The 19,562-nt window shown below is 71.1% G+C and carries 23 protein-coding genes and 1 pseudogene; 18 read left to right on the top strand and 6 right to left on the bottom strand.

Annotated features, from left to right (window positions below; genetic code table 11):
* Nucleotides 1–14 precede the first annotated feature (14 nt).
* From R2S09_RS19630 to R2S09_RS19620, 3 genes are all read right to left on the bottom strand, one after another.
* Entirely contained in the window at nucleotides 15–824 is an 810-nt protein-coding gene (locus R2S09_RS19630; protein WP_316742364.1) for an ABC transporter permease, read from the bottom strand.
* A gap of 112 nt (nucleotides 825–936) precedes the next feature.
* Complete coding sequence (locus tag R2S09_RS19625; RefSeq protein ID WP_306183717.1) at nucleotides 937–1,914, bottom strand: ABC transporter ATP-binding protein; 978 nt, start codon at nucleotides 1,912–1,914, stop codon at nucleotides 937–939.
* A 31-nt stretch (nucleotides 1,915–1,945) separates the two neighbouring features.
* Complete coding sequence (locus R2S09_RS19620) at nucleotides 1,946–2,758, bottom strand: AAC(3) family N-acetyltransferase (RefSeq protein ID WP_316742362.1); 813 nt, start codon at nucleotides 2,756–2,758, stop codon at nucleotides 1,946–1,948.
* A 161-nt stretch (nucleotides 2,759–2,919) separates the two neighbouring features.
* Here R2S09_RS19620 and R2S09_RS19615 point away from each other — a divergent pair, with 161 nt between their 5' ends.
* The 12 genes from R2S09_RS19615 (at nucleotide 2,920) to R2S09_RS19560 (ending at nucleotide 12,251) form a co-directional block, all read left to right on the top strand.
* Complete coding sequence (locus R2S09_RS19615) at nucleotides 2,920–3,672, top strand: metalloregulator ArsR/SmtB family transcription factor (protein ID WP_306183721.1); 753 nt, start codon at nucleotides 2,920–2,922, stop codon at nucleotides 3,670–3,672.
* Nucleotides 3,669–5,090: a Fe-S cluster assembly protein SufB gene (sufB, locus tag R2S09_RS19610; RefSeq protein ID WP_306183722.1), complete on the top strand. Its 1,422-nt coding sequence runs from the start codon at nucleotides 3,669–3,671 to the stop codon at nucleotides 5,088–5,090. The genes R2S09_RS19615 and sufB overlap by 4 nt, the downstream gene beginning before the upstream one ends.
* Before the next feature lie 60 nt (nucleotides 5,091–5,150).
* A complete protein-coding gene (gene sufD / locus R2S09_RS19605; RefSeq protein WP_316742361.1) occupies nucleotides 5,151–6,335 on the top strand; it encodes a Fe-S cluster assembly protein SufD in 1,185 nt (394 codons plus the stop codon).
* Nucleotides 6,332–6,655 carry a non-heme iron oxygenase ferredoxin subunit gene (locus R2S09_RS19600; RefSeq protein WP_306183726.1) on the top strand — a complete coding sequence of 108 codons (324 nt, stop codon included), beginning with the start codon at nucleotides 6,332–6,334 and terminating at the stop codon, nucleotides 6,653–6,655. The genes sufD and R2S09_RS19600 overlap by 4 nt, the downstream gene beginning before the upstream one ends.
* Nucleotides 6,656–6,662: 7 nt before the next feature.
* Nucleotides 6,663–7,427 (top strand): Fe-S cluster assembly ATPase SufC, encoded by a 765-nt coding sequence (gene sufC, locus R2S09_RS19595; protein ID WP_030182243.1) that lies wholly within the window; start codon nucleotides 6,663–6,665, stop codon nucleotides 7,425–7,427.
* Nucleotides 7,424–8,680 (top strand): cysteine desulfurase, encoded by a 1,257-nt coding sequence (locus R2S09_RS19590; RefSeq protein WP_306183728.1) that lies wholly within the window; start codon nucleotides 7,424–7,426, stop codon nucleotides 8,678–8,680. The genes sufC and R2S09_RS19590 overlap by 4 nt, the downstream gene beginning before the upstream one ends.
* A gap of 21 nt (nucleotides 8,681–8,701) precedes the next feature.
* Nucleotides 8,702–9,163, top strand: a complete 462-nt coding sequence (sufU, locus tag R2S09_RS19585; RefSeq protein ID WP_316742360.1) for a Fe-S cluster assembly sulfur transfer protein SufU — start codon at nucleotides 8,702–8,704, stop codon at nucleotides 9,161–9,163.
* Nucleotides 9,160–9,492, top strand: a complete 333-nt coding sequence (locus R2S09_RS19580; protein WP_030182234.1) for a metal-sulfur cluster assembly factor — start codon at nucleotides 9,160–9,162, stop codon at nucleotides 9,490–9,492. The genes sufU and R2S09_RS19580 overlap by 4 nt, the downstream gene beginning before the upstream one ends.
* 107 nt (nucleotides 9,493–9,599) lie before the next feature.
* A complete protein-coding gene (locus tag R2S09_RS19575; protein WP_306183733.1) occupies nucleotides 9,600–9,920 on the top strand; it encodes a multidrug efflux SMR transporter in 321 nt (106 codons plus the stop codon).
* Nucleotides 9,920–10,456: a TetR/AcrR family transcriptional regulator gene (locus R2S09_RS19570; RefSeq protein ID WP_306183735.1), complete on the top strand. Its 537-nt coding sequence runs from the start codon at nucleotides 9,920–9,922 to the stop codon at nucleotides 10,454–10,456. Before R2S09_RS19575 ends, R2S09_RS19570 begins: the two co-directional genes overlap by 1 nt.
* Before the next feature lie 370 nt (nucleotides 10,457–10,826).
* Nucleotides 10,827–11,816, top strand: a complete 990-nt coding sequence (dapD, locus tag R2S09_RS19565; RefSeq protein ID WP_306183736.1) for a 2,3,4,5-tetrahydropyridine-2,6-dicarboxylate N-succinyltransferase — start codon at nucleotides 10,827–10,829, stop codon at nucleotides 11,814–11,816.
* A 186-nt stretch (nucleotides 11,817–12,002) separates the two neighbouring features.
* Entirely contained in the window at nucleotides 12,003–12,251 is a 249-nt protein-coding gene (locus tag R2S09_RS19560; RefSeq protein WP_316742359.1) for an SCO4226 family nickel-binding protein, read from the top strand.
* A gap of 68 nt (nucleotides 12,252–12,319) precedes the next feature.
* On the opposite strand, the gene R2S09_RS19555 is transcribed toward R2S09_RS19560, so the two are convergent.
* Together R2S09_RS19555 and R2S09_RS19550 are read right to left on the bottom strand one after the other, a co-directional pair.
* Complete coding sequence (locus tag R2S09_RS19555) at nucleotides 12,320–12,835, bottom strand: hypothetical protein (protein ID WP_316742358.1); 516 nt, start codon at nucleotides 12,833–12,835, stop codon at nucleotides 12,320–12,322.
* A 32-nt stretch (nucleotides 12,836–12,867) separates the two neighbouring features.
* Nucleotides 12,868–13,745 (bottom strand): annotated as a pseudogene (locus R2S09_RS19550) (4-hydroxy-tetrahydrodipicolinate synthase family protein).
* Between the two features lie 277 nt (nucleotides 13,746–14,022).
* Between R2S09_RS19550 and R2S09_RS19545 the strand changes: the two are divergent.
* From R2S09_RS19545 to R2S09_RS19520, 6 genes are all read left to right on the top strand, one after another.
* A complete protein-coding gene (locus R2S09_RS19545; protein ID WP_189906459.1) occupies nucleotides 14,023–14,163 on the top strand; it encodes a hypothetical protein in 141 nt (46 codons plus the stop codon).
* On the top strand, nucleotides 14,160–14,918 hold the full coding sequence (locus tag R2S09_RS19540) for a hypothetical protein (RefSeq protein WP_316742357.1): 759 nt from the start codon (nucleotides 14,160–14,162) through the stop codon (nucleotides 14,916–14,918). The genes R2S09_RS19545 and R2S09_RS19540 overlap by 4 nt, the downstream gene beginning before the upstream one ends.
* A gap of 54 nt (nucleotides 14,919–14,972) precedes the next feature.
* On the top strand, nucleotides 14,973–15,410 hold the full coding sequence (locus R2S09_RS19535; protein WP_306183745.1) for a phage holin family protein: 438 nt from the start codon (nucleotides 14,973–14,975) through the stop codon (nucleotides 15,408–15,410).
* Nucleotides 15,407–15,961: a DUF3618 domain-containing protein gene (locus tag R2S09_RS19530; protein ID WP_316742356.1), complete on the top strand. Its 555-nt coding sequence runs from the start codon at nucleotides 15,407–15,409 to the stop codon at nucleotides 15,959–15,961. Before R2S09_RS19535 ends, R2S09_RS19530 begins: the two co-directional genes overlap by 4 nt.
* A 158-nt stretch (nucleotides 15,962–16,119) precedes the next feature.
* Nucleotides 16,120–16,716 carry a helix-turn-helix domain-containing protein gene (locus R2S09_RS19525; protein WP_316742355.1) on the top strand — a complete coding sequence of 199 codons (597 nt, stop codon included), beginning with the start codon at nucleotides 16,120–16,122 and terminating at the stop codon, nucleotides 16,714–16,716.
* A 13-nt stretch (nucleotides 16,717–16,729) separates the two neighbouring features.
* Complete coding sequence (locus R2S09_RS19520; RefSeq protein ID WP_316742354.1) at nucleotides 16,730–17,464, top strand: SRPBCC domain-containing protein; 735 nt, start codon at nucleotides 16,730–16,732, stop codon at nucleotides 17,462–17,464.
* 84 nt (nucleotides 17,465–17,548) lie between these two features.
* Here R2S09_RS19520 and R2S09_RS19515 read toward each other — a convergent pair whose 3' ends face one another.
* Nucleotides 17,549–19,375 (bottom strand): endonuclease/exonuclease/phosphatase family protein, encoded by a 1,827-nt coding sequence (locus R2S09_RS19515; protein WP_316742353.1) that lies wholly within the window; start codon nucleotides 19,373–19,375, stop codon nucleotides 17,549–17,551.
* Nucleotides 19,376–19,562: the final 187 nt, after the last annotated feature.

The raw sequence follows: 19,562 nt of genomic DNA, 5'->3' as shown, positions 1-19,562 counted from the left end.
GATGCCTCTCGTTCCTACTCCCAGCGGAAGAGCTTTCCGGCGGCGGCCAGCCCCACGACCGCCCATACGGCAAGGATCCCCAGGTCGCCCCACGGCATCCCGGCGCCGTGCTGGAGCACGTCCCTGAGGCCGTCCGAGAGGGCGGAGATCGGCAGCAGGCCGAGCACGTGCCGCGCCGCCGACCCGAACTTCTCCAGTGGCACGATCACGCCGCCACCGACGAGCAGCAGCAGGAAGACCAGGTTGGCGGCGGCCAGCGTCGCCTCGGCCTTGAGCGTGCCCGCCATCAGCAGGCCGAGGCCCGAGAACGCGGCCGTGCCGAGGACCAGCAGGAGCAGGACGGCGAACGGGTTGCCGTGCGGGGACCAGCCCAGCGCGAAGGCGATCACGGTCAGCAGGACGACCTGGAGAACCTCCGTGACCAGCACCGACGCCGTCTTGGCGGTCATCAGGCCCCACCGGGGCAGCGGCGAGGAGGCCAGCCGCTTCAGGACGCCGTAGCGCCGCTCGAAGCCCGTGGCGATGGCCTGTCCGGTGAACGCCGTCGACATCACGGCGAGGGCGAGGATGCCGGGCGTGAGGAAATCCACGGCCTTGCCGGCGCCGGTGTCCACGATGTCCACGGAGCTGAACAGCGCCAGCAGCAGCGTCGGGATCACGACGGTCAGCAGCAGCTGCTCGCCGTTGCGCAGCAGCATCTTCGTCTCCAGCGCCGCCTGCGCCGCGATCATGCGGGGGAGCGGGGCCGCGCCGGGGCGTGGGGCGTAGGTGCCGGCGGGAGTACCGGCGGGGGTGCCGGCGGACGTGCCGGTGGTGGTGGTCACGAGCGCAGCTCCTTGCCGGTCAGCTCCAAGCTGTGTTTTCCCGGGGGACACTGCATCCGATTGCGGCTGCGCCGCGGGCCGGACCCCCGGCCGGGCTCGGTGTGGACCGGATTCATGAACGAAGCTCCTTGCCCGTCAGCTCCAAAAACACATCCTCCAGGGTGTGCCGTTCGACGGAGATCTTCTCCGGCATCACCCCGTGCTGCGCGCACCACGACGTCACCGTGGCGAGCAGCTGAGGGTCGACCTTGCCGACGACCCGGTACGAGCCCGGCGTCAGCTCGGCGGCGGTGCAGTCGGCGGGCAGCGCCTTGAGCAGCGAGGCGACGTCCAGGCCGGGGCGGCCGGTGAAGCGCAGGGTGTTCTCCGCGCCGCCGCGGCACAGCTCCTCCGGGGAGCCCTGGGCGATGACCCGGCCGGCGTCGATGACGGCCACGTCGTCGGCGAGCTGCTCGGCCTCCTCCATGTAGTGCGTGGTGAGGATCACGGACACCCCGTCGGCACGCAGGTCGCGCACCAGGTCCCAGGTGGCGCGCCGGGCCTGCGGGTCGAGTCCGGCGGTCGGCTCGTCGAGGAAGACGAGCTCGGGCCGGCCCACCACGGCCATGGCGAGCGCGAGCCGCTGCTGCTGCCCGCCGGACAGCCTGCGGTAGCCGGTGCGCCCGCAGCTGCCCAGGCCCAGCCGCTCGATCAGCTCGTCCACGTCCAGCGGGTGGGCGTGCAGCTTGGCGACGTGCCGCAGCATCTCGTCGGCCCGGGCGCCCGAGTAGACGCCTCCGGACTGGAGCATGACGCCGACCCGGGGCCGCAGCTCGGCGGACTGTCTCACCGGGTCGAGGCCCAGGACGCGCACCGTCCCGGAGTCCGGCTTCCGGTAGCCCTCGCAGGTCTCGACCGTGGTCGTCTTGCCCGCACCGTTGGGACCGAGCACGGCGGTCACGCCCGCCCGGGCCACCAGGTCGAGGCCGTCCACCGCGGTCTTCGTGCCGTACCGCTTCACCAGGGACCGGACCTCGACGACCGGGTGCGACGCGAAGCGTCTCCCTGAGGGGTGGTGGTCGGGAGACGGGCGGGCGGGCTCACTTCGCATGGGTCCAGAGTCTAGGGACGCGCCGGACGGATCAGGCGGCCGGGTGCGGGAAGTCCTCCTCACGGGGACGGTGCACGGCAAGCCAGCGCTCGGCGTACGCCACCGCGTCCGCCAGCGGGAACAGGCGCGCCCCCGCCGCGCCCACCGTCCCGCGTGCCACCGGACGGTCCCGTTCGAAGTCGTGCCCGAGTTCGTCGAAGCGTTCGGAGGTGATGGACACCTCGGTCACGACCTCCCAGCCGTGCGGCCCCGGCCGGCCCAGCTCGACGAGCGGTGACGGGATCCGGTACTCGGCCAGGTGGAAACAGGTGCAGGCGTCGAATCCGGCGCCCAGCAGCAGCACGCGGGCGCCGGCGGCCTCCAGCCGGGCCAGCGGGCTTCGCTCGCCCAGCCGGCAGTCGGCGGCGTGGCCGTCCACGATCTCGGCGGCGTGTGGCCCGAGCGCCGCGAACGACGTGTGCGGGTGGGCGCTGCGCCGGGCGCCCGGCCAGGTGCGGACGGTCTCCGGTATCACGCCGACCCCGAGCGACGGCGTGACCTGGGGGTCGTAGGCGGGCATCGCCGCGCGGATCGTCTCCCACCACTCCCGCGGCACCGGGGGCCTGCTCCACCCCGCGGGGTCGGTGAGGCCGCCGGTCTGGGTGGGGACCACGAGCGTGCCGTCCGGGCCGAGGGCGTCGAGCAGCCCCTGGACGACCGCGACGGCACCGCCGCAGACCCAGCCGAGCGAACTCAGGGAGGAGTGGAGGAGGAGGATCTCGCCGGGGCGTACGCCGAGCGCGCGCACCTGCTCGGCGATCATGGTCCGGGTGACAAGAGGGCCGGTCACGGGGGGTGTGGGCATGACCCGGCAGTGTGGTGCACGACGCCGGGCGGTGCCACCGGTTTGATCGGGCGGCGACCGTTTGCGCAGGTCGGATTAGGTTTGCCTAAGTGACGCAGGGCACCGTCCGCCCGGACCGCGGTCGCTTGTCAGGCTCTCGGGAATTACGCAACAATGGCGTTGTGAAAAACGTCGGCGAGGCTCGGGAGACCCCTACGGGGACCCCTCAGGAGGAGCTCGCGGCCGGGATGCGCTCGGATCGTTCCACGCGCAACCGGGTCGCGCGGTCCATCCTGGACCACGGCCCGTCGACCGTCGCCGAGCTGGCCGGCCGGCTCGGGCTCACCCAAGCGGCCGTGCGGCGCCATCTGGATGCCCTGGTCGCCGACGACGTGGTGGAGGCGCGCGAGCAGCGGGTGTACGGGGCGCGGACACGCGGCCGGCCCGCCAAGGTCTTCGCGCTCACCGACTGCGGCCGGGACGCCTTCGACCAGTCGTACGACGCGCTCGCCGCGGACGCGCTGCGCTGGATCGCCGAGCGGGAAGGCGGGCAGAAGGCCGTCGCCGCCTTCGCCCGGGCCCGGATCGCCGCGCAGGCGAGCGCGTACCGCAAGGCGATCGAGGGTGTCAGCCCCGACAAGCGGGCCGAAGCGCTGGCCAAGGCGCTGAGCAGGGACGGGTACGCTGCTACGGCGCGCAGCGCGCCCCTCCCGCACAAGGGTGAGCAGCTCTGCCAGCACCACTGCCCGGTGGCGCATGTCGCGGAACAGTTCCCGCAGCTGTGCGAGGCGGAGACGGAGATCTTCGCCGAGCTGCTGGGTACCCACGTCCAGCGGCTGGCGACCATCGCCCACGGCGACGGCGTATGTACGACGTTCATCCCCCAGATTTCCACTGACGCATCTGCAAGCACGGCCGGGAGGAACCCCGCATGACTCTCCCCACGGAGACTGCTCACCCCGAACTCGAGGGCCTGGGCAAGTACGAATACGGCTGGGCCGACTCCGACGCGGCCGGTGCCTCCGCCAGGCGCGGCCTGAACGAGGAGGTCGTCAAGGACATCTCCGGGAAGAAGTCCGAGCCGGAGTGGATGACCAAGCTCCGCCTCAAGGGTCTTCGGCTCTTCGAGAAGAAGCCCATGCCGAACTGGGGCTCGGACCTGTCGGGGATCGACTTCGACAACATCAAGTACTTCGTGCGCTCCACGGAGAAGCAGGCGGAGTCCTGGGAGGACCTTCCCGAGGACATCAAGAACACCTACGACAAGCTCGGCATCCCCGAGGCGGAGAAGCAGCGCCTCGTCGCCGGTGTCGCGGCCCAGTACGAGTCGGAGGTCGTCTACCACCAGATCCGCGAGGACCTGGAGGAGCAGGGCGTCATCTTCCTGGACACCGACACCGCGCTGAAGGAGCACCCGGAGCTCTTCAAGGAGTACTTCGGCACGGTCATCCCGGCCGGTGACAACAAGTTCGCCGCGCTGAACACCGCCGTGTGGTCGGGCGGCTCCTTCATCTACGTCCCGCCGGGCGTCCACGTGGAGATCCCGCTCCAGGCCTACTTCCGGATCAACACCGAGAACATGGGCCAGTTCGAGCGGACCCTGATCATCGTCGACGAGGGTGCCTACGTGCACTACGTCGAGGGCTGCACCGCGCCGATCTACAAGTCGGACTCGCTGCACTCCGCGGTCGTCGAGATCATCGTCAAGAAGAACGCCCGCTGCCGCTACACGACCATCCAGAACTGGTCGAACAACGTCTACAACCTGGTCACCAAGCGCGCCGTGGCCTACGAGGGCGCGACCATGGAGTGGATCGACGGCAACATCGGCTCCAAGGTGACGATGAAGTACCCGGCCGTCTACCTGATGGGCGAGCACGCCAAGGGCGAGACGCTGTCCATCGCCTTCGCCGGCGAGGGCCAGCACCAGGACGCGGGCGCCAAGATGGTCCACATGGCGCCGAACACGTCGTCCAACATCGTCTCGAAGTCCGTGGCGCGCGGCGGCGGCCGTACGTCCTACCGCGGCCTGATCGAGATCGGCGAGGGCGCCGCCGGCTCGAAGTCGAACGTGCTGTGCGACGCGCTGCTGGTCGACACCATCTCCCGGTCGGACACCTACCCCTACGTCGACGTCCGCGAGGACGACGTGTCCATGGGCCACGAGGCCACGGTCTCCAAGGTCTCCGAGGACCAGCTCTTCTACCTGATGAGCCGCGGCCTGAGCGAGGACGAGGCCATGGCGATGATCGTGCGCGGCTTCGTCGAGCCGATCGCCAAGGAGCTGCCCATGGAGTACGCGCTGGAACTCAACCGGCTGATCGAGCTGCAGATGGAGGGCGCGGTCGGCTGACCGCCGCCGCAGGACCCCCGTCAAGCCCTTACGCAACGGAAAGCGAGCATTACGACAGCCATGGCTGAGGCCCAGAACATCCCCGTGGGTTCCACCACCGCGGGCTCGATCGCGGTCGCCGCCGAGTCGACCGTCGCCACGCGCATGAGCGCGCCGCCCTCCTTCGACGTGGCGGACTTCCCGGTCCCGCACGGCCGCGAGGAGGAGTGGCGGTTCACCCCGCTGGAGCGGCTGCGCGGCCTGCACGACGGCACCGCCACCGCCACCGGCACCGGAGTGAAGGTGGACGTCCAGGCCCCCGAGGGCGTCACCGTCGAGACCGTCGGCCGCGACGACGCCCGGGTCGGCCGGGCCGGCACGCCGGTGGACCGCGTCGCCGCCCAGGCCTACTCCTCCTTCGAGCAGGCCTCGGTCGTGACCGTCCCCAAGGAGACCGTCCTCACCGAGCCGATCCGCGTCGCCGTGCACGGCGAGGGCGGGGTCGCCTACGGTCACCAGGTCATCGAGCTCGGGGCCTTCGCCGAGGCCGTCGTCGTCATCGACCACACCGGTGACGCGGTGCTCGCCGCCAACGTCGACTACGTCCTGGGCGACGGCGCCAAGCTGACCGTCGTCTCCGTCCAGGACTGGGACGACAAGGCCGTCCACGTCGCCCAGCACAACGCGCTGGTCGGCCGGGACGCCTCCTTCAAGTCGGTCGTCGTCACCTTCGGCGGTGACGTGGTCCGCCTGCACCCGCGCGTGACCTACGCCGGCACCGGCGGCGAGGCCGAGCTGTACGGCCTGTACTTCACCGACGCCGGGCAGCACCAGGAGCACCGCCTGCTGGTCACCCACAACACCCCGCACTGCAAGTCCAACGTCGCCTACAAGGGCGCGCTCCAGGGCGACGACGCACACGCCGTGTGGATCGGTGACGTGCTCATCGAGGCCAAGGCCGAGGGCACGGACACCTACGAGATGAACCGCAACCTGGTGCTGACCGACGGCGCCCGGGTCGACTCCGTGCCGAACCTGGAGATCGAGACCGGCGAGATCGTCGGCGCCGGACACGCCTCCGCCACCGGCCGCTTCGACGACGAGCAGCTGTTCTACCTGATGGCCCGCGGCATCCCGGAGCACGAGGCCCGCCGCCTGGTGGTCCGCGGCTTCTTCGCCGAACTGGTCCAGCAGATCGGTGTCACGGACATCGAGGAGCGCCTGCTCGCCAAGATCGAGGAAGAGCTGGAGGCGTCGGTCGGATGAGCGCCGCCTTCGTACGCGTCTGCGGGCTGAGCGAGCTGGAGGACGACACACCCAAGCGGGTGGAGATCGACGGCACGCCGATCTCGGTCGTCAGGACCGAGGGCGAGGTGTTCGCCATCCACGACATCTGCTCGCACGCGAACGTCTCGCTCGCCGAGGGCGAGGTCGACGACTGCCACATCGAGTGCTGGCTGCACGGCTCGCGCTTCGACCTCCGCTCGGGCAAGCCGGACGCCCTGCCCGCGACGCGCCCCGTCCCCGTATACCCCGTCAAGATCGAAGGGGACGACGTTCTCGTCTCCCTCACCCAGGAGTCCTGAGGCACCCATGGCAACGCTTGAAATCCGAGACCTGCACGTCACCGTCGAGGCCGACAACGCCACGAAGGAGATCCTCAAGGGCGTCGACCTGACCGTGAAGCAGGGCGAGACGCACGCCATCATGGGCCCCAACGGCTCCGGCAAGTCGACCCTCGCCTACTCGCTCGCGGGTCACCCGAAGTACACGATCACCGGCGGCACCGTGCTGCTCGACGGCGAGGACGTCCTGGAGATGTCCGTCGACGAGCGCGCCCGCGCGGGCCTGTTCCTGGCGATGCAGTACCCGGTCGAGGTTCCCGGCGTCTCCGTCTCCAACTTCCTGCGCACCTCCGCCACCGCGATCCGCGGCGAGGCCCCCAAGCTGCGCACCTGGGTGAAGGAGGTCAAGGAGACCATGGAGCGGCTCCACATGGACCCCTCCTTCGCCGAGCGCAACGTCAACGAGGGCTTCTCCGGCGGTGAGAAGAAGCGCCACGAGATCCTCCAGCTCGAGCTGCTCAAGCCGAAGATCGCGGTCCTCGACGAGACGGACTCCGGCCTGGACGTCGACGCCCTGCGGATCGTCTCCGAGGGCGTGAACCGCGTCCGCGAGACCGGCGAGGTCGGCACGCTGCTGATCACGCACTACACGCGCATCCTGCGCTACATCAAGCCCGACCACGTCCACGTGTTCGCCGGCGGCCGCATCGTCGAGTCCGGCGGCCCCGAGCTCGCGGACAAGCTGGAGAGCGAGGGCTACGAGGCTTACACGAAGGGTGGCGCATCCGAGTGACACAGCTGCCGGGCCTCCTCGACACCGAGGCGATCCGTAAGGACTTCCCCGTCCTGGACCGACTGGTCCACGACGACAGGAAGCTCGTGTACCTGGACAACGCGGCGACCTCGCAGAAGCCGCGCCAGGTGCTGGACGCCCTGAGCGAGTACTACGAGCGCTACAACGCCAATGTCCACCGCGGTGTGCACGTGCTCGCCGAGGAGGCCACGGCGCTGTACGAGGGCGCGCGCGACAAGGTCGCCACGTTCATCAACGCGCCGAGCCGCGACGAGGTCGTCTTCACCAAGAACGCCTCCGAGTCGCTCAACCTCGTGGCGAACATGCTCGGCTGGGCCGACGAGCCCTACCGGGTGGACTCCGACACCGAGATCGTCATCACGGAGATGGAGCACCACTCCAACATCGTCCCCTGGCAGCTGCTGGCGCAGCGCACGGGCGCGAAGCTGAAGTGGTTCGGCCTCACCGACGACGGCCGTCTGGACCTGTCCAACATCGACGAGATCATCACGGAGAAGACGAAGATCGTCTCCTTCGTGCTGGTGTCCAACATCCTCGGCACCGTCAACCCGGTCGAGGCGATAGTGCGCCGCGCCCAGGAGGTCGGGGCGCTGGTCTGCGTCGACGCCTCGCAGGCCGCCCCGCACATGCCGCTGGACGTGCAGGCCCTCCAGGCCGACTTCGTGGCTTTCACCGGCCACAAGATGTGCGGCCCGACGGGCATCGGCGTGCTGTGGGGCCGCCAGGAGCTCCTGGAGGACCTCCCGCCCTTCCTGGGCGGCGGCGAGATGATCGAGACCGTGTCGATGCACTCCTCGACGTACGCCCCCGCCCCGCACAAGTTCGAGGCGGGCACCCCGCCGATCGCGCAGGCGGTCGGTCTGGGCGCGGCGATCGACTACCTCAACGCCATCGGCATGGACAAGATCCTCGCCCATGAGCACGCGCTCACCGAGTACGCGGTGAAGCGCCTGGCTCAGGTCCCGGACCTGAGGATCATCGGCCCGACCACGGCCGAGGACCGAGGAGCCGCGATCTCCTTCACCCTGGGCGACATCCACCCGCACGACGTGGGCCAGGTCCTCGACGAGCAGGGCATCGCGGTCCGGGTCGGCCACCACTGCGCCCGTCCGGTCTGCCTCCGCTACGGAATTCCTGCGACCACGCGAGCGTCGTTCTATCTGTACTCCACGCCGGCCGAGATCGACGCACTGGTCGACGGCCTGGAGCACGTACGGAACTTCTTCGGCTGACGGGACGGGACGAGCGATCGCATGAAGCTGGACTCCATGTACCAGGAGGTCATCCTGGACCACTACAAGAACCCGCACGGGCGTGGTCTTCGGGATGGCGACGCCGAGGTCCACCACGTGAACCCGACGTGCGGCGACGAGATCACCCTTCGCGTGAAGTACGACGGCACGACGATCAAGGACGTCTCGTACGAGGGCCAGGGCTGCTCCATCAGCCAGGCCTCGGCCTCCGTGCTCAACGAGCTCCTCGTCGGCAAGGAGCTCGCCGAGGCGCAGAAGATCCAGGAGACCTTTCTGGAGCTGATGCAGTCCAAGGGCAGGATCGAGCCCGACGACGCGATGGAGGACGTCCTGGAGGACGCGGTCGCGTTCGCCGGGGTGTCCAAGTACCCGGCCCGGGTCAAGTGCGCCCTGCTGAGCTGGATGGCCTGGAAGGACGCGACGGCCCAGGCACTGGACGGCGCCGAAAGGAAGACGGCATGACCGACACCGCAGAACTGAAGCCGGTCTCCGAGGAGGAGCTCCGCGAGGCCCTGATGGACGTCGTCGACCCGGAGCTGGGCATCGACGTCGTCAACCTCGGCCTGATCTACGGCATCCACATCGACGAGTCGAACATCGCGACCGTCGACATGACCCTGACGTCGGCGGCCTGCCCGCTGACGGACGTCATCGAGGACCAGGCCAAGTCCGCCACGGAGGGCCTCGTCAACGAGCTGCGCATCAACTGGGTCTGGATGCCGCCGTGGGGCCCCGACAAGATCACCGACGACGGCCGCGAGCAGCTGCGCGCGCTCGGCTTCAACGTCTGACGGGAATCCAACGTCCGACACCCGGGAACGGCGAGGTCCGCACGGACCTCGCCGTTTTCGTCCCGCCGATATGTACGCCCGTACACAACCCTCGCTAGGCTCCCGCCATGGGATATGTGATGCTCGCGGGCGCCATCACCGCCGAAGTCGCCGCCACGACGGCCATGAAGTACAGCGACGGCTTCAGCAGACTCGGACCGTCCCTGGTCACCCTCGTCGGCTACGTACTGTCCTTCTTCCTGCTGGCCCAGACCCTCAAGAGCGTCTCCATCGGCACGGCCTACGCCATCTGGGCCGGAATCGGGACGGCGGCCGTCGCCGCGCTCGGCCTGGTCCTCTTCGGTGAGGGCCTGAGCACGGCCAAGGTCGCCGGAATCGTGCTGATCATCGGCGGAGTGGTGGTGCTGAACCTGGGCGGAGCCCACTGATGCCCCGCCGCTACGACCCCGAACGCCGGCAGCGGATCATCGACGCGGCGATCCGCGTGGTGGCACGGCAGGGCATCGCCGGACTGAGCCACCGCTCGGTCGCGGCGGAGGCCGACGTCCCGCTGGGCTCCACGACGTACCACTTCGCCACCCTGGACGACCTCCTGGTCGCCGCGCTGCGCCAGGCGGAAGAGGGCTTCGCCAAGGCGGTCGCGACCCGCGGCGGGCTGACCGACCCGCACACGGACCTGGCCACGGACCTCGCCGGCTTGATGGGGGAGTGGCTGGCGGGCGACCGCACCGGCGTCGAGTTGGAGTACGAGCTCTACCTCGCGGCCCTGCGCCGCCCCGCCCTGCGCCCGGTGGCCGCCGAGTGGGCCGAAGACCTGGCCGCCCTCCTGGCCCACCACACCGACCCGCTGACGGCTCGGGCCTTGGTGGCCCTGATGGACGGCATCTGCCTACAGGTACTCCTCACGGACACGCCGTACGACGAGCAGTACGCGCGCGAGATCCTGGCGAGACTGATCCACTGACACGGACCGCCCCCACGCACCCGCACGCGCTACGCGCACCCCCACACACCAGCGCGCGCTGGCGCGGACCCCCGCCCCACGACCGGACGCCCCATAAGCACCCCCGCACAGGCTGCCGCAGGCACCCGACCCACAACCGAACGCCCCACACGCACCCCACCCCCGCGCAGCCCGCCGCAGGCGACCCGCGCGGCCCACCGCACCCCCCCCCCGCGTAGCCGGCCACAGGCGACCCGCGCGCCCACCGCACCCCTCCGCGCCGCCCACCGCACCCCTCCGCGCCGCCCGCCGCAGGCGACCCGCGACCGTCCCCTGAGACGCAGCCCGGACCGGTTCGCCCCCGGCGCCCCCCGCCGGTTAGGTTTCCCCTATGACCGACACGACTGCTCTTCGCACCACCGGCGCCGTGGCCGCCGGTCTCGCCACGATCGCTTCCGACGGCACCGTTCTCGACACCTGGTACCCCGCGCCCGAGCTGACGGACGAGCCCGGCCCGACCGGTACCGAGCGGCTGTCCGCGGAGCGGACCGCCGAACTGCTGGGCGGCGGCGCGACGGCGGCCGTCGGCCCGGACGCCCGCCGCGGCGTCGAGGTCGTCGCGGTCCGCACGGTCATCGCCTCCCTCGACGAGAAGCCGGTCGACGCGCACGACGTCTACCTGCGCCTGCACCTGCTCTCGCACCGCCTGGTCAAGCCGCACGGCCAGAGCCTGGACGGCATCTTCGGCCACCTCGCCAACGTCGCCTGGACCTCCCTCGGCCCGGTCGCCGTCGACGACATCGAGAAGGTGCGGCTGAACGCCCGCGCCGAGGGCCTGCACCTCCAGGTGACCTCCATCGACAAGTTCCCGCGCATGACGGACTACGTCGCCCCCAAGGGCGTGAGGATCGCCGACGCCGACCGGGTCCGCCTCGGCGCGCACCTCGCCGAGGGCACCACCGTGATGCACGAGGGCTTCGTCAACTTCAACGCCGGCACCCTCGGCACCTCCATGGTCGAGGGCCGCATCTCCGCCGGTGTCGTGGTCGGCGACGGCTCGGACATCGGCGGCGGCGCCTCCACCATGGGCACGCTCTCCGGTGGCGGCAACGTGATCATCTCCATCGGTGAGCGCTGCCTCGTCGGCGCCGAGGCGGGCGTGGGCATCGCGCTCGGCGACGAGTGCGTCGTCGAGGCCGGCCTCTACATCACCGCGGGCACCCGCGTGACCATGCCCGACGGTCAGATCGTCAAGGCCCGTGAGCTCTCCGGCGCCTCCAACATCCTCTTCCGCCGCAACTCGGTCACCGGCACGGTCGAGGCCCGCCCGAACAACGCGGTCTGGGGCGGCCTGAACGAGATCCTGCACAGCCACAACTGATCACGGCCATGGCTGATCACGGGCACAATTGATCACCGGGGCGGCCGCACCCCGCGGCCGCCCCGGTGATCGGCGGCCTGGTCGCCGTCACGGCCGTACGGGGACAGGATGGAGATGACGGAACTGGCCCAGCGGACTCGGCGATGCCGAACGCCGGGACGCGGCAGCGGAAGGAGATGCGCCGCCATGCCCCAGTTCATGGATGTCCACCACGGGATGAAGGGCATCTCTGCCGACCAACTGATGCGGGCACACCAGGCCGATCTTGCCATCGAGGACGAAGAAGGCGTCCACTTCGAGAAGGCCTGGGCGGACCCGGAGTCCGGCACGGTCTACTGCCTCTCCGAGGCCCCCTCGGCCGAGGCGATCCAGCGCGTCCACGAGCGCGCCGGTCACCGGCCCGACGAGATCCACCCCGTTCCCCTGACCGTGTGACCGAGGCCCCCGCCCGCGATGAACGAACCAAGCCGCAGGCGGGGGTCCCGTGCGGACGGACGCCCCGTTCACGTCGCTGTGTCGCGACGCAGCGAGTCCGCGAACCTCGCGAGCGCCGTGAAGTCCGGCCCGCGCAGACCCGCCCTCGCGTCCACGTGATGCAGCAGAGCAGGGCCGGGGTGCTCCGCCGTCACGTACGCGGTGTCCGCCGGGGTCTGCTCGTCGTCCACCCAGGCGAAGGGGCGGCCCGCCGCGTACGCCACGATCGCCTCCGTCTTCCAGTGGACGCCGTCGGGCCGGAAGGCGAACAGCCCCTCGCCGAAGTCGACGTACGGCAGTTCGGGCAGGCCGAGGACCGGAGCGAGCCAGCGGTTCGCGGCGTCCATCCAGGTGGTGGCCCAGCACAGGTCGTAGCCCAGCTCCAGCAGCGCCGGGCCGTGCGAGGGGTTCAGCCAGACCCGCAGCACCCGGCCCGGGTGCAGCGCCACCCGGATCGTCGTGTAGCCCTCGGGGCGCCGCTCCGGCTGGGCCGCCCACGGGTTGAGGGGGCCGTCGACGTCGAGGAACAGCAGCGGGCGGCTCACGAGGCCACCTTACGGCTCGGCCACCCCACGGCTCAGCTCCCGGGCGCGGACGCCGACAGGCGCTCGTAGGCATCCCGCAGCGCCTCGACCGTCTCCCGGCCGGCGGGCCGCAGCGGTGCGCGCACCGGGCCCGCGGGCAGCCCGAGCGCGCCGAGCAGCCCCTTGACGGTCACGGTGCCGGGCAGCCCGGAGGCCATCGTCAACTCCACGAGCTCGACGGCCCGTTGCTGCAACCGCGCCGCCAGCGCGGTGTCGCCCGCGTCGAACGCGTCCAGGACGGCCCGCAGTTGGCGCGGTGCCGCGTTCGCGACCGTGCTGACGTATCCGGTGCCGCCGACCGCGTACAGGGCGAGGATGTGCTCGTCGCAGCCGGCGTAGAACGCCAACTCGGTGCGGGCCGGCAGCTTCTGGACGCCGAGGAGGTCGTAGGAGCAGTCCTTGACCGCCACGATCCGGGGGTGTTCGGCCAGCCGGGGATGTCGTACAGCACGACCGGCAGGCCGGAGGCGTCCGCGACCGTGCGGAAGTGTTCCTCCACGGCGTTCTGCGGCGGCCTGCTGTAGTACGGGGTCACCACCAGGACCGCGTCGGCGCCCGCCTTCTCGGCCGCCAGGGCGAGTTCGACGGTGTGCCGGGTGTCGGCCGTGCCGACGCCCGCCACGATCGGGACCCGGTCCCCGAGTGCCTCGCGCACCGCCCGGATCAGCGCCGCCTTCTCGGCGTCCGTCGTGGTCGGCGACTCGCCCGTCGTGCCGCTCAGGACCAGGCCGTCGCAGCCCTCGCGCACCAAGCGGTCGGCGAGCCGCTGGGCACCGTCGAGGTCGAGCGCCTCCGAGTCGGCGGTGAAGGGCGTGATCATGGCGCACAGAGCGCGGCCGAGGGGCGGGGCGGAAGCGGCTGCGGTTGTCATGACGGCAGTGTCGGCGACCACACCGTGAAGCTCCACTTGATTCTTCTACGGAAATCCGCTAAGCGATGCTGCAATATGTGAGGCGGCGCAGCGCAGCGCCGCACAGTGAAGCGCCACGCTCAAGACGGCTCCCCCTCAGGACAGCCCCCGCTCAGGACAGCTCCCCTCAGGACAGCGTCCGCTCAGGACAGCGCCTCTCCGGCGCCCTGTGTCCAAGTCGCCCGTCATGCGTCACCATGGGCATGAGGTCCCCGACGGGCAGTCCATGGGAGGCGTCATGAAGCTCGGCAAGGCACTGGCCACCGGAGTCGCGGAGGAACGGCAGCAGCCGCGGGTCGCCGAGGAGGAGATCGAACGTCCCGAGGAGATCCAGGAGCCGCAGGCCGCCGCGCCCGAAGAGGTCCCGGCCGCCCGATGAGGCTGCGGCTGCCGACGGAACGCCCGACGGAGCCGCCGACCGGTTACAAGATCGCTCATCCGGTGCTGTCCCAGGACGGCACCCGGGCCGGTTTCACCGGAGTGTCGCTCGGCGGCGCGCTGCCGTACGGCGTCGTCGCCGAGGCGGGCTGCGTCTACGGCCGCCGGCACCGCCCGCCCGCCCGGCTGTGCGACTGCGGCTTCCACTGCGTGCACGAACGCACGGCGGCCGAGGCGCTGCTGTGCACGGCCGAGCACCGGTCCGCGGTGCTCCTCGAGGTGTCGGTGCTGGGCGCCTACATCCGCTTCGAGCGCGGCTTCCGCTACGCCCGCCAGCGGGTGCGGACGATGACGGTCGGCCCGTGCGCGTGCGGCGCGCCCGCCGTCGCGCTGGCCGACGCGGGCTGGGGCAGGCCCGGACTGCGGGCCCTGGCCGCCGCGTGCGCGGCCTGCGTACGCGGGCGTGTGTCCGTGACCCCGGCGAGCTTCGCCCGGCTGGCCGGGGACGGGCTGCGGGCCGTGACGGACGGCGCGCTGGGCGGCGCGTCCCTCGGTGCCGACGGCACGGACGGCGTACCCGAGGGACTGACCACGCCCGACGGACCGACCACACCCGAGTGGCTCGGCGCGCCCCAAGAGGTGGGCGTGCCCGAACTCGCCGCGGAGGCGGCCCTGTTGCAGGCGCGGCTCGACTGGTTCCAGACCCAGCTGGCCCGGCTCGGCGAGCGCGGGACCGGCCCGGCGGGCCACGGGTAGCGGGGGCGCCTTTGGGTACCCGGGGTGTTCCGGACCGAGAGGAGGCGGGACACCGTGACCGGGACCATCGAAGCCAGACCTGCGCGCGAGCTGCACCACCCGGTGGGCGACCGCTCCGTGGGCGAGCTCGTGCACCAGGCCACCGAAGACCTCTCCCTGCTGGTACGGCAGGAAGTGGCCCTCGCCAAGGAGGAGCTGACCGCGAAGGGCCGGCGTATGGGGCGCGGCGGCGGGCTGCTGGGCGCCGCGGGCGCCATCGCCTACGTCGGACTGATCGCGCTCGCCGGCACGGCGGTCGCCGCACTCTCTCTGGCGCTGCCCGTGTGGGCCTCGGCGCTCATCGTGACGGGCGCCCTGTTCGCGATCGCGGGTCTGCTGGCCCTGGTCGGCCGCTCCCAGTTGCGGCGAGCCGGACCGCCCGCACCGCAGCGGACGATCGGCAGTGTCAAGGCGGACGTCGAGGAGATCAAGGAAAGGGCGCACCACCGATGACGGACAGGACGCAGGGAACGGGTGGCGCATCGAGGCGGGCCTTCGGCGCCAAGGGCCCCGACGAACTGCGCGCACAGATCGAACAGACCAGGAGCCGGCTCGGCGACACCGTGGAGGAGCTGGCGGCCAGGGCCGATGTGAAGGGCCGGGCCAGGGCGCGCGCCGCGGATCTGCGCGACCGGGCGGGGGCGATGACGGTCGGCCTGCGCAGCACGGCCGCACAGGCCGGGCACCGCGCCCAGGAGAAGGCGACCCTGGTCGGGCACAAGGCGCAGGAACGGGCCGGCGTGGCCGGGCACAGGGCGCAGGACCGGGCCGCCCTGGTGGGGCACCGTACCCAGGAGAGGGCCGCCCAGGTCGGGCACCGGGCGCAGGAGAAGGCCACGTCGATGGGGCACAGGGCCGAGCAGGCGGTCCCCGGACCCGTGACCGACGCCGTCCAGGCCTGCCGGCGCAACCCGCGCCCCCTGATGATCGCGGGCGCGGCCTGCGCGGCCGCGGTGACGGCAGCGCTGCTGGTACGCCGGTACAGGCGCAGGACATGCCAGTAGGGCTTCCTCCCAGGAATGCCGCCGCCCTCCACCGCACCGGTGGAGGGCGGCGGCCTTTCCGGAGCCACTCGGGCCGGACGGGCGGCGCGCACCCGGACAGCCGCACCGAAAACTCAGACCGTCTGGACAAAAAAAGTGTTCGGTGAGACGGTGGACCCATGCTGGACGTGACCGTGATCGAGGACGCCGAGGCGGCGGCCGTCTCCCTGGACCCCGTCCGGGCCCGGCTGCTCGCCGAACTGGCGGCCGGACCCGCGTCGGCCGCCATGCTGGCCGGACAGGTCGGCCTGCCCCGGCAGAAGGTGAACTACCACCTCAAGACGCTGGAGCGGCACGGCCTGGTCGAACTGGCCGGCGAGCGCCGCAAGGGCAACGTCACCGAGCGGCTGATGCGCGCGACCGCCGCGTCGTACGTCATCTCGCCGCTCGCGCTGGCCGCCGTGCAGCCCGACCCGGACCGCTTCCGCGACCAGCTGTCCGCGCGCTGGCTGCTCGCCCTCGGGGCCCGGCTGGTGCGCGACGTCGGGGCGCTGATCACCGGTGCGGCCAAGGCCCGCCGACGGCTGGCCACGTACGCGCTGGACGGCGAGGTGCGCTTCGCCTCGGCCGCCGACCGGGCGGCCTTCGTCCAGGAACTGACGGCGGGCATGAGCGCCCTGATCCGCAAGTACGACGCCCCCGACGCCGAAGCCGGGCGCGACCACCGGATCGTCGTGGCCGTCCACCCGACCCTCAAGGCAACCGAGCAGGACTAGTCAGGAGCCCGCCATGTCCAAGGAATTCGAGATCGCCCGCGAGTTCGAGGTCGACGCCACCCCGGAGCAGGTGTGGGAGGCCGTCACCACCGGCACCGGAGGATATCTGTGGCCGATGGAGCCGCCGGAGCCCCGGGTCGGCGGCAAGGGCCCCTTCGGGTCCACGGTCACCGCGTGGGACCCGCCGCACCGCTACACCAACCGCGTCGAGGACGCCGAGGGCATCTCCGAGCAGACCCTCAACCAGCTCGACTACACCATCGAGCCCCGCGACGAGGGGCGACGGGCCTGGGTGCGGTACGTGCACAGCGGCATCTTCGTCGACGACTGGGACAACCAGTACGACGGCGCCGCCAAGCACAACGACTTCTATCTGCACACCCTGCGGGAGTACCTGGTGCACTTCGCGCCCCGGCCGGCCGCCTTCGCCACGTTCGACGGGCCGGAGGCGTCGAAGGCCGCCGACGCCCTCGCCGTGGTCGGACGGGCGCTCGGTGTCGGCGAGGACGTGGCGGCGGGCACGCGGCTGACCGTCCGGGGGCCGGACACGTTCGAGGCCGTGGTCGACTTCCGCAACCCGTACTTCATCGGACTGCGCACGGACCGGGGTCTCACCCGCGTCTTCGGGCGCAACCACTGGGGGCACCCGGTCGGCATCTCCCTGCACGACTTCACACCGGGCGTCGACATCAAGGAGTGCGAGGCCGCCTGGCAGGACTGGCTGAACGGGGTGTTCAGCCAGTCCTGAGCCCGACGCGCCCCTAGGGGTGTCTCGTCGATCATGCCGGGCTCGCGGTGGCTCCCTGATCCGGCCTGACCGACGAGACACCCCCTACGGACGGAACCGCAGCACCTGCGGGTCGTGGTCGCTGATCTGGTCGTGGAACTCCGAGTTGATGTGCACGCTGTCGTACTCGAAGTCGCAGCCGCGCCGGATCGCCGGGCTGATCAGGATCTGGTCCAGGACCTGCTGGTTGCCCTGGTAGTCGTAGGTGTAACGCTCGCTCTTCGGCAGCGACTTGATCGCCGACCACAGCTCGCCGTCACCCTCGAGGATCTTCGTGGTGCCGGAGAACTCGAAGTCGTTCATGTCGCCGAGCGCGATGACGTTCGCGTTCTTCTGCACGGACAGGATGTCCTTGACGAACGCGTTGACCACGGTCGCCTGGGCGTGGCGCTGGATCTCCGAGCTGCGCACCGGCGGCTGGTACTGCGCGGTCAGACCCTGGTCGCCGCCCTTGGAGTTGAGGTGGTTGGCGATCACGAAGACCGTCTTGCCGCGGAAGACGAACTCGCCGGCCAGCGGCTTGCGGCTGTCGCTCCAGGCCGCGTCGGCCGGGTCGACACGGCCCGGGGAGGCCGTCAGCCGCGCCTTGCCGTGCACCTTGGTCACGCCGACGGCGGTCGTGGAGCCGCCGCCCGGACGGTCCACGAAGGACACCCGCGCCGGGTTGAACAGGAACACCTGGCGGATGTTGCCGCCCGGCTGGCCGCCGTCCTGGTCGTTGACCGGGTCGATTGCGCGCCAGTCGTACGTCGGGCCGCCCGCCGCGACGATCGCGTCGATCAGCTTGTTCACGGTCTGGCTCGCGTCGACCGTGCCGTCGTCGGTGGCGCCGTTGTCGTCCTGGATCTCCTCCAGCGACACGATGTCGGGCGACTGGAGGTTGTTCACGATCGCGGACGCGTGCTGGTCGAACGTGGTGTCCGACGGGTCGAGGTTCTCGACGTTGTAGGTCGCCACCGCCAGCTCGCGGCTCGACTGCTTCCGGGTCGTCTCGCGCTCCAGGCCGCCGCTCCCCAGCGTGCCGAGCTTGCTCGCGACCAGGGTGTAGCCGCCGTACTGGTTGAAGTCCAGCGGGCCGGTGGTGGCGCCCTCCAGGGTGTCGCCGACGTTCGCCGCCGGGAAGTCGGCCGTCGAGCCCAGCGACTGGATCTGCAGCCGGCCGGTGTTCTGGGAGTCGTAGGAGCCGTAGACGGTGCCGCCGCGGGGGCTCGGGTGCTCGTGCGGCTTCACCGTCACCCACAGCTCGCTGTACGGGTCGGTCGCGGTGACCACGCGGGCGTCGGCGACCTGGACGTTCATGCCCTCCAGGGACTCGTAGTAGTCCAGGGCGTACGCCGACGGGTCCAGGGTCAGGCCGTTGACCGAGCCGGCCGCGGCGGTGTCTCCGGTGGGGGCGTACGCGTCCGGCACCGAGTCCTCGTCGACGACGACCGGCGCCGGGACCGCGTTGCCGGTGGAGACCGTGGTGATCACCGGCTTGGTGATCTCCGTGACCGACTGGTTGCCGGAGGACGCGCCTCCCGGGACGTACTCCGAGACCGTGCCGGTGACCGTGACGGAGTCACCCACGGCGACCTTCGGGGTGGAGCCGGTGAAGACGAACACGCCCTCGCTGGTGGCCGGGTCGTCGTCGGGGGTCGGGTCCTGGATCCAGAAGCCTCTGGAGGAGCCGTAGGCGCGAGTGGCCGTGACGATGCCGGGCACGTCCGTGACCTTCTGGCCCGCGAACGGCGATATTCGGGTCGTGCCCTGGATGTCGTGGATGCGCACCGAGTCGGCGTGCGCGGGCGTGGTGAGGACGACGGCCGATGCCGCCGAGCACACGGCGGCGACGGTGAGCGCGGCAAGGCGCGCGGAAGACCTGCTCGGCAAGGGATCCCTCCGGGGACGTACGTGAGCGCCGGGACGAGGGTGGAACGGGGAAGCGTGCCGGGCTCAGGCCCTCTGTGACACGCGTAGAGCCGAGTGAACAGTTGTCCCCCCAACGTCTACGCGCGTCAATCTCCTGCCTGGCGCCCGGAGTTGTCAAGGTTTCGGCCATGTACGGCCGCTGACGGCC

This window comes from Streptomyces sp. MK7 (genome assembly GCF_032658145.1).
Classification (GTDB): domain Bacteria; phylum Actinomycetota; class Actinomycetes; order Streptomycetales; family Streptomycetaceae; genus Streptomyces; species Streptomyces spiralis.
The sequence above is the reverse complement of the archived record's forward strand: the minus strand, read 5'-3'. Positions and strand labels throughout refer to the sequence as shown.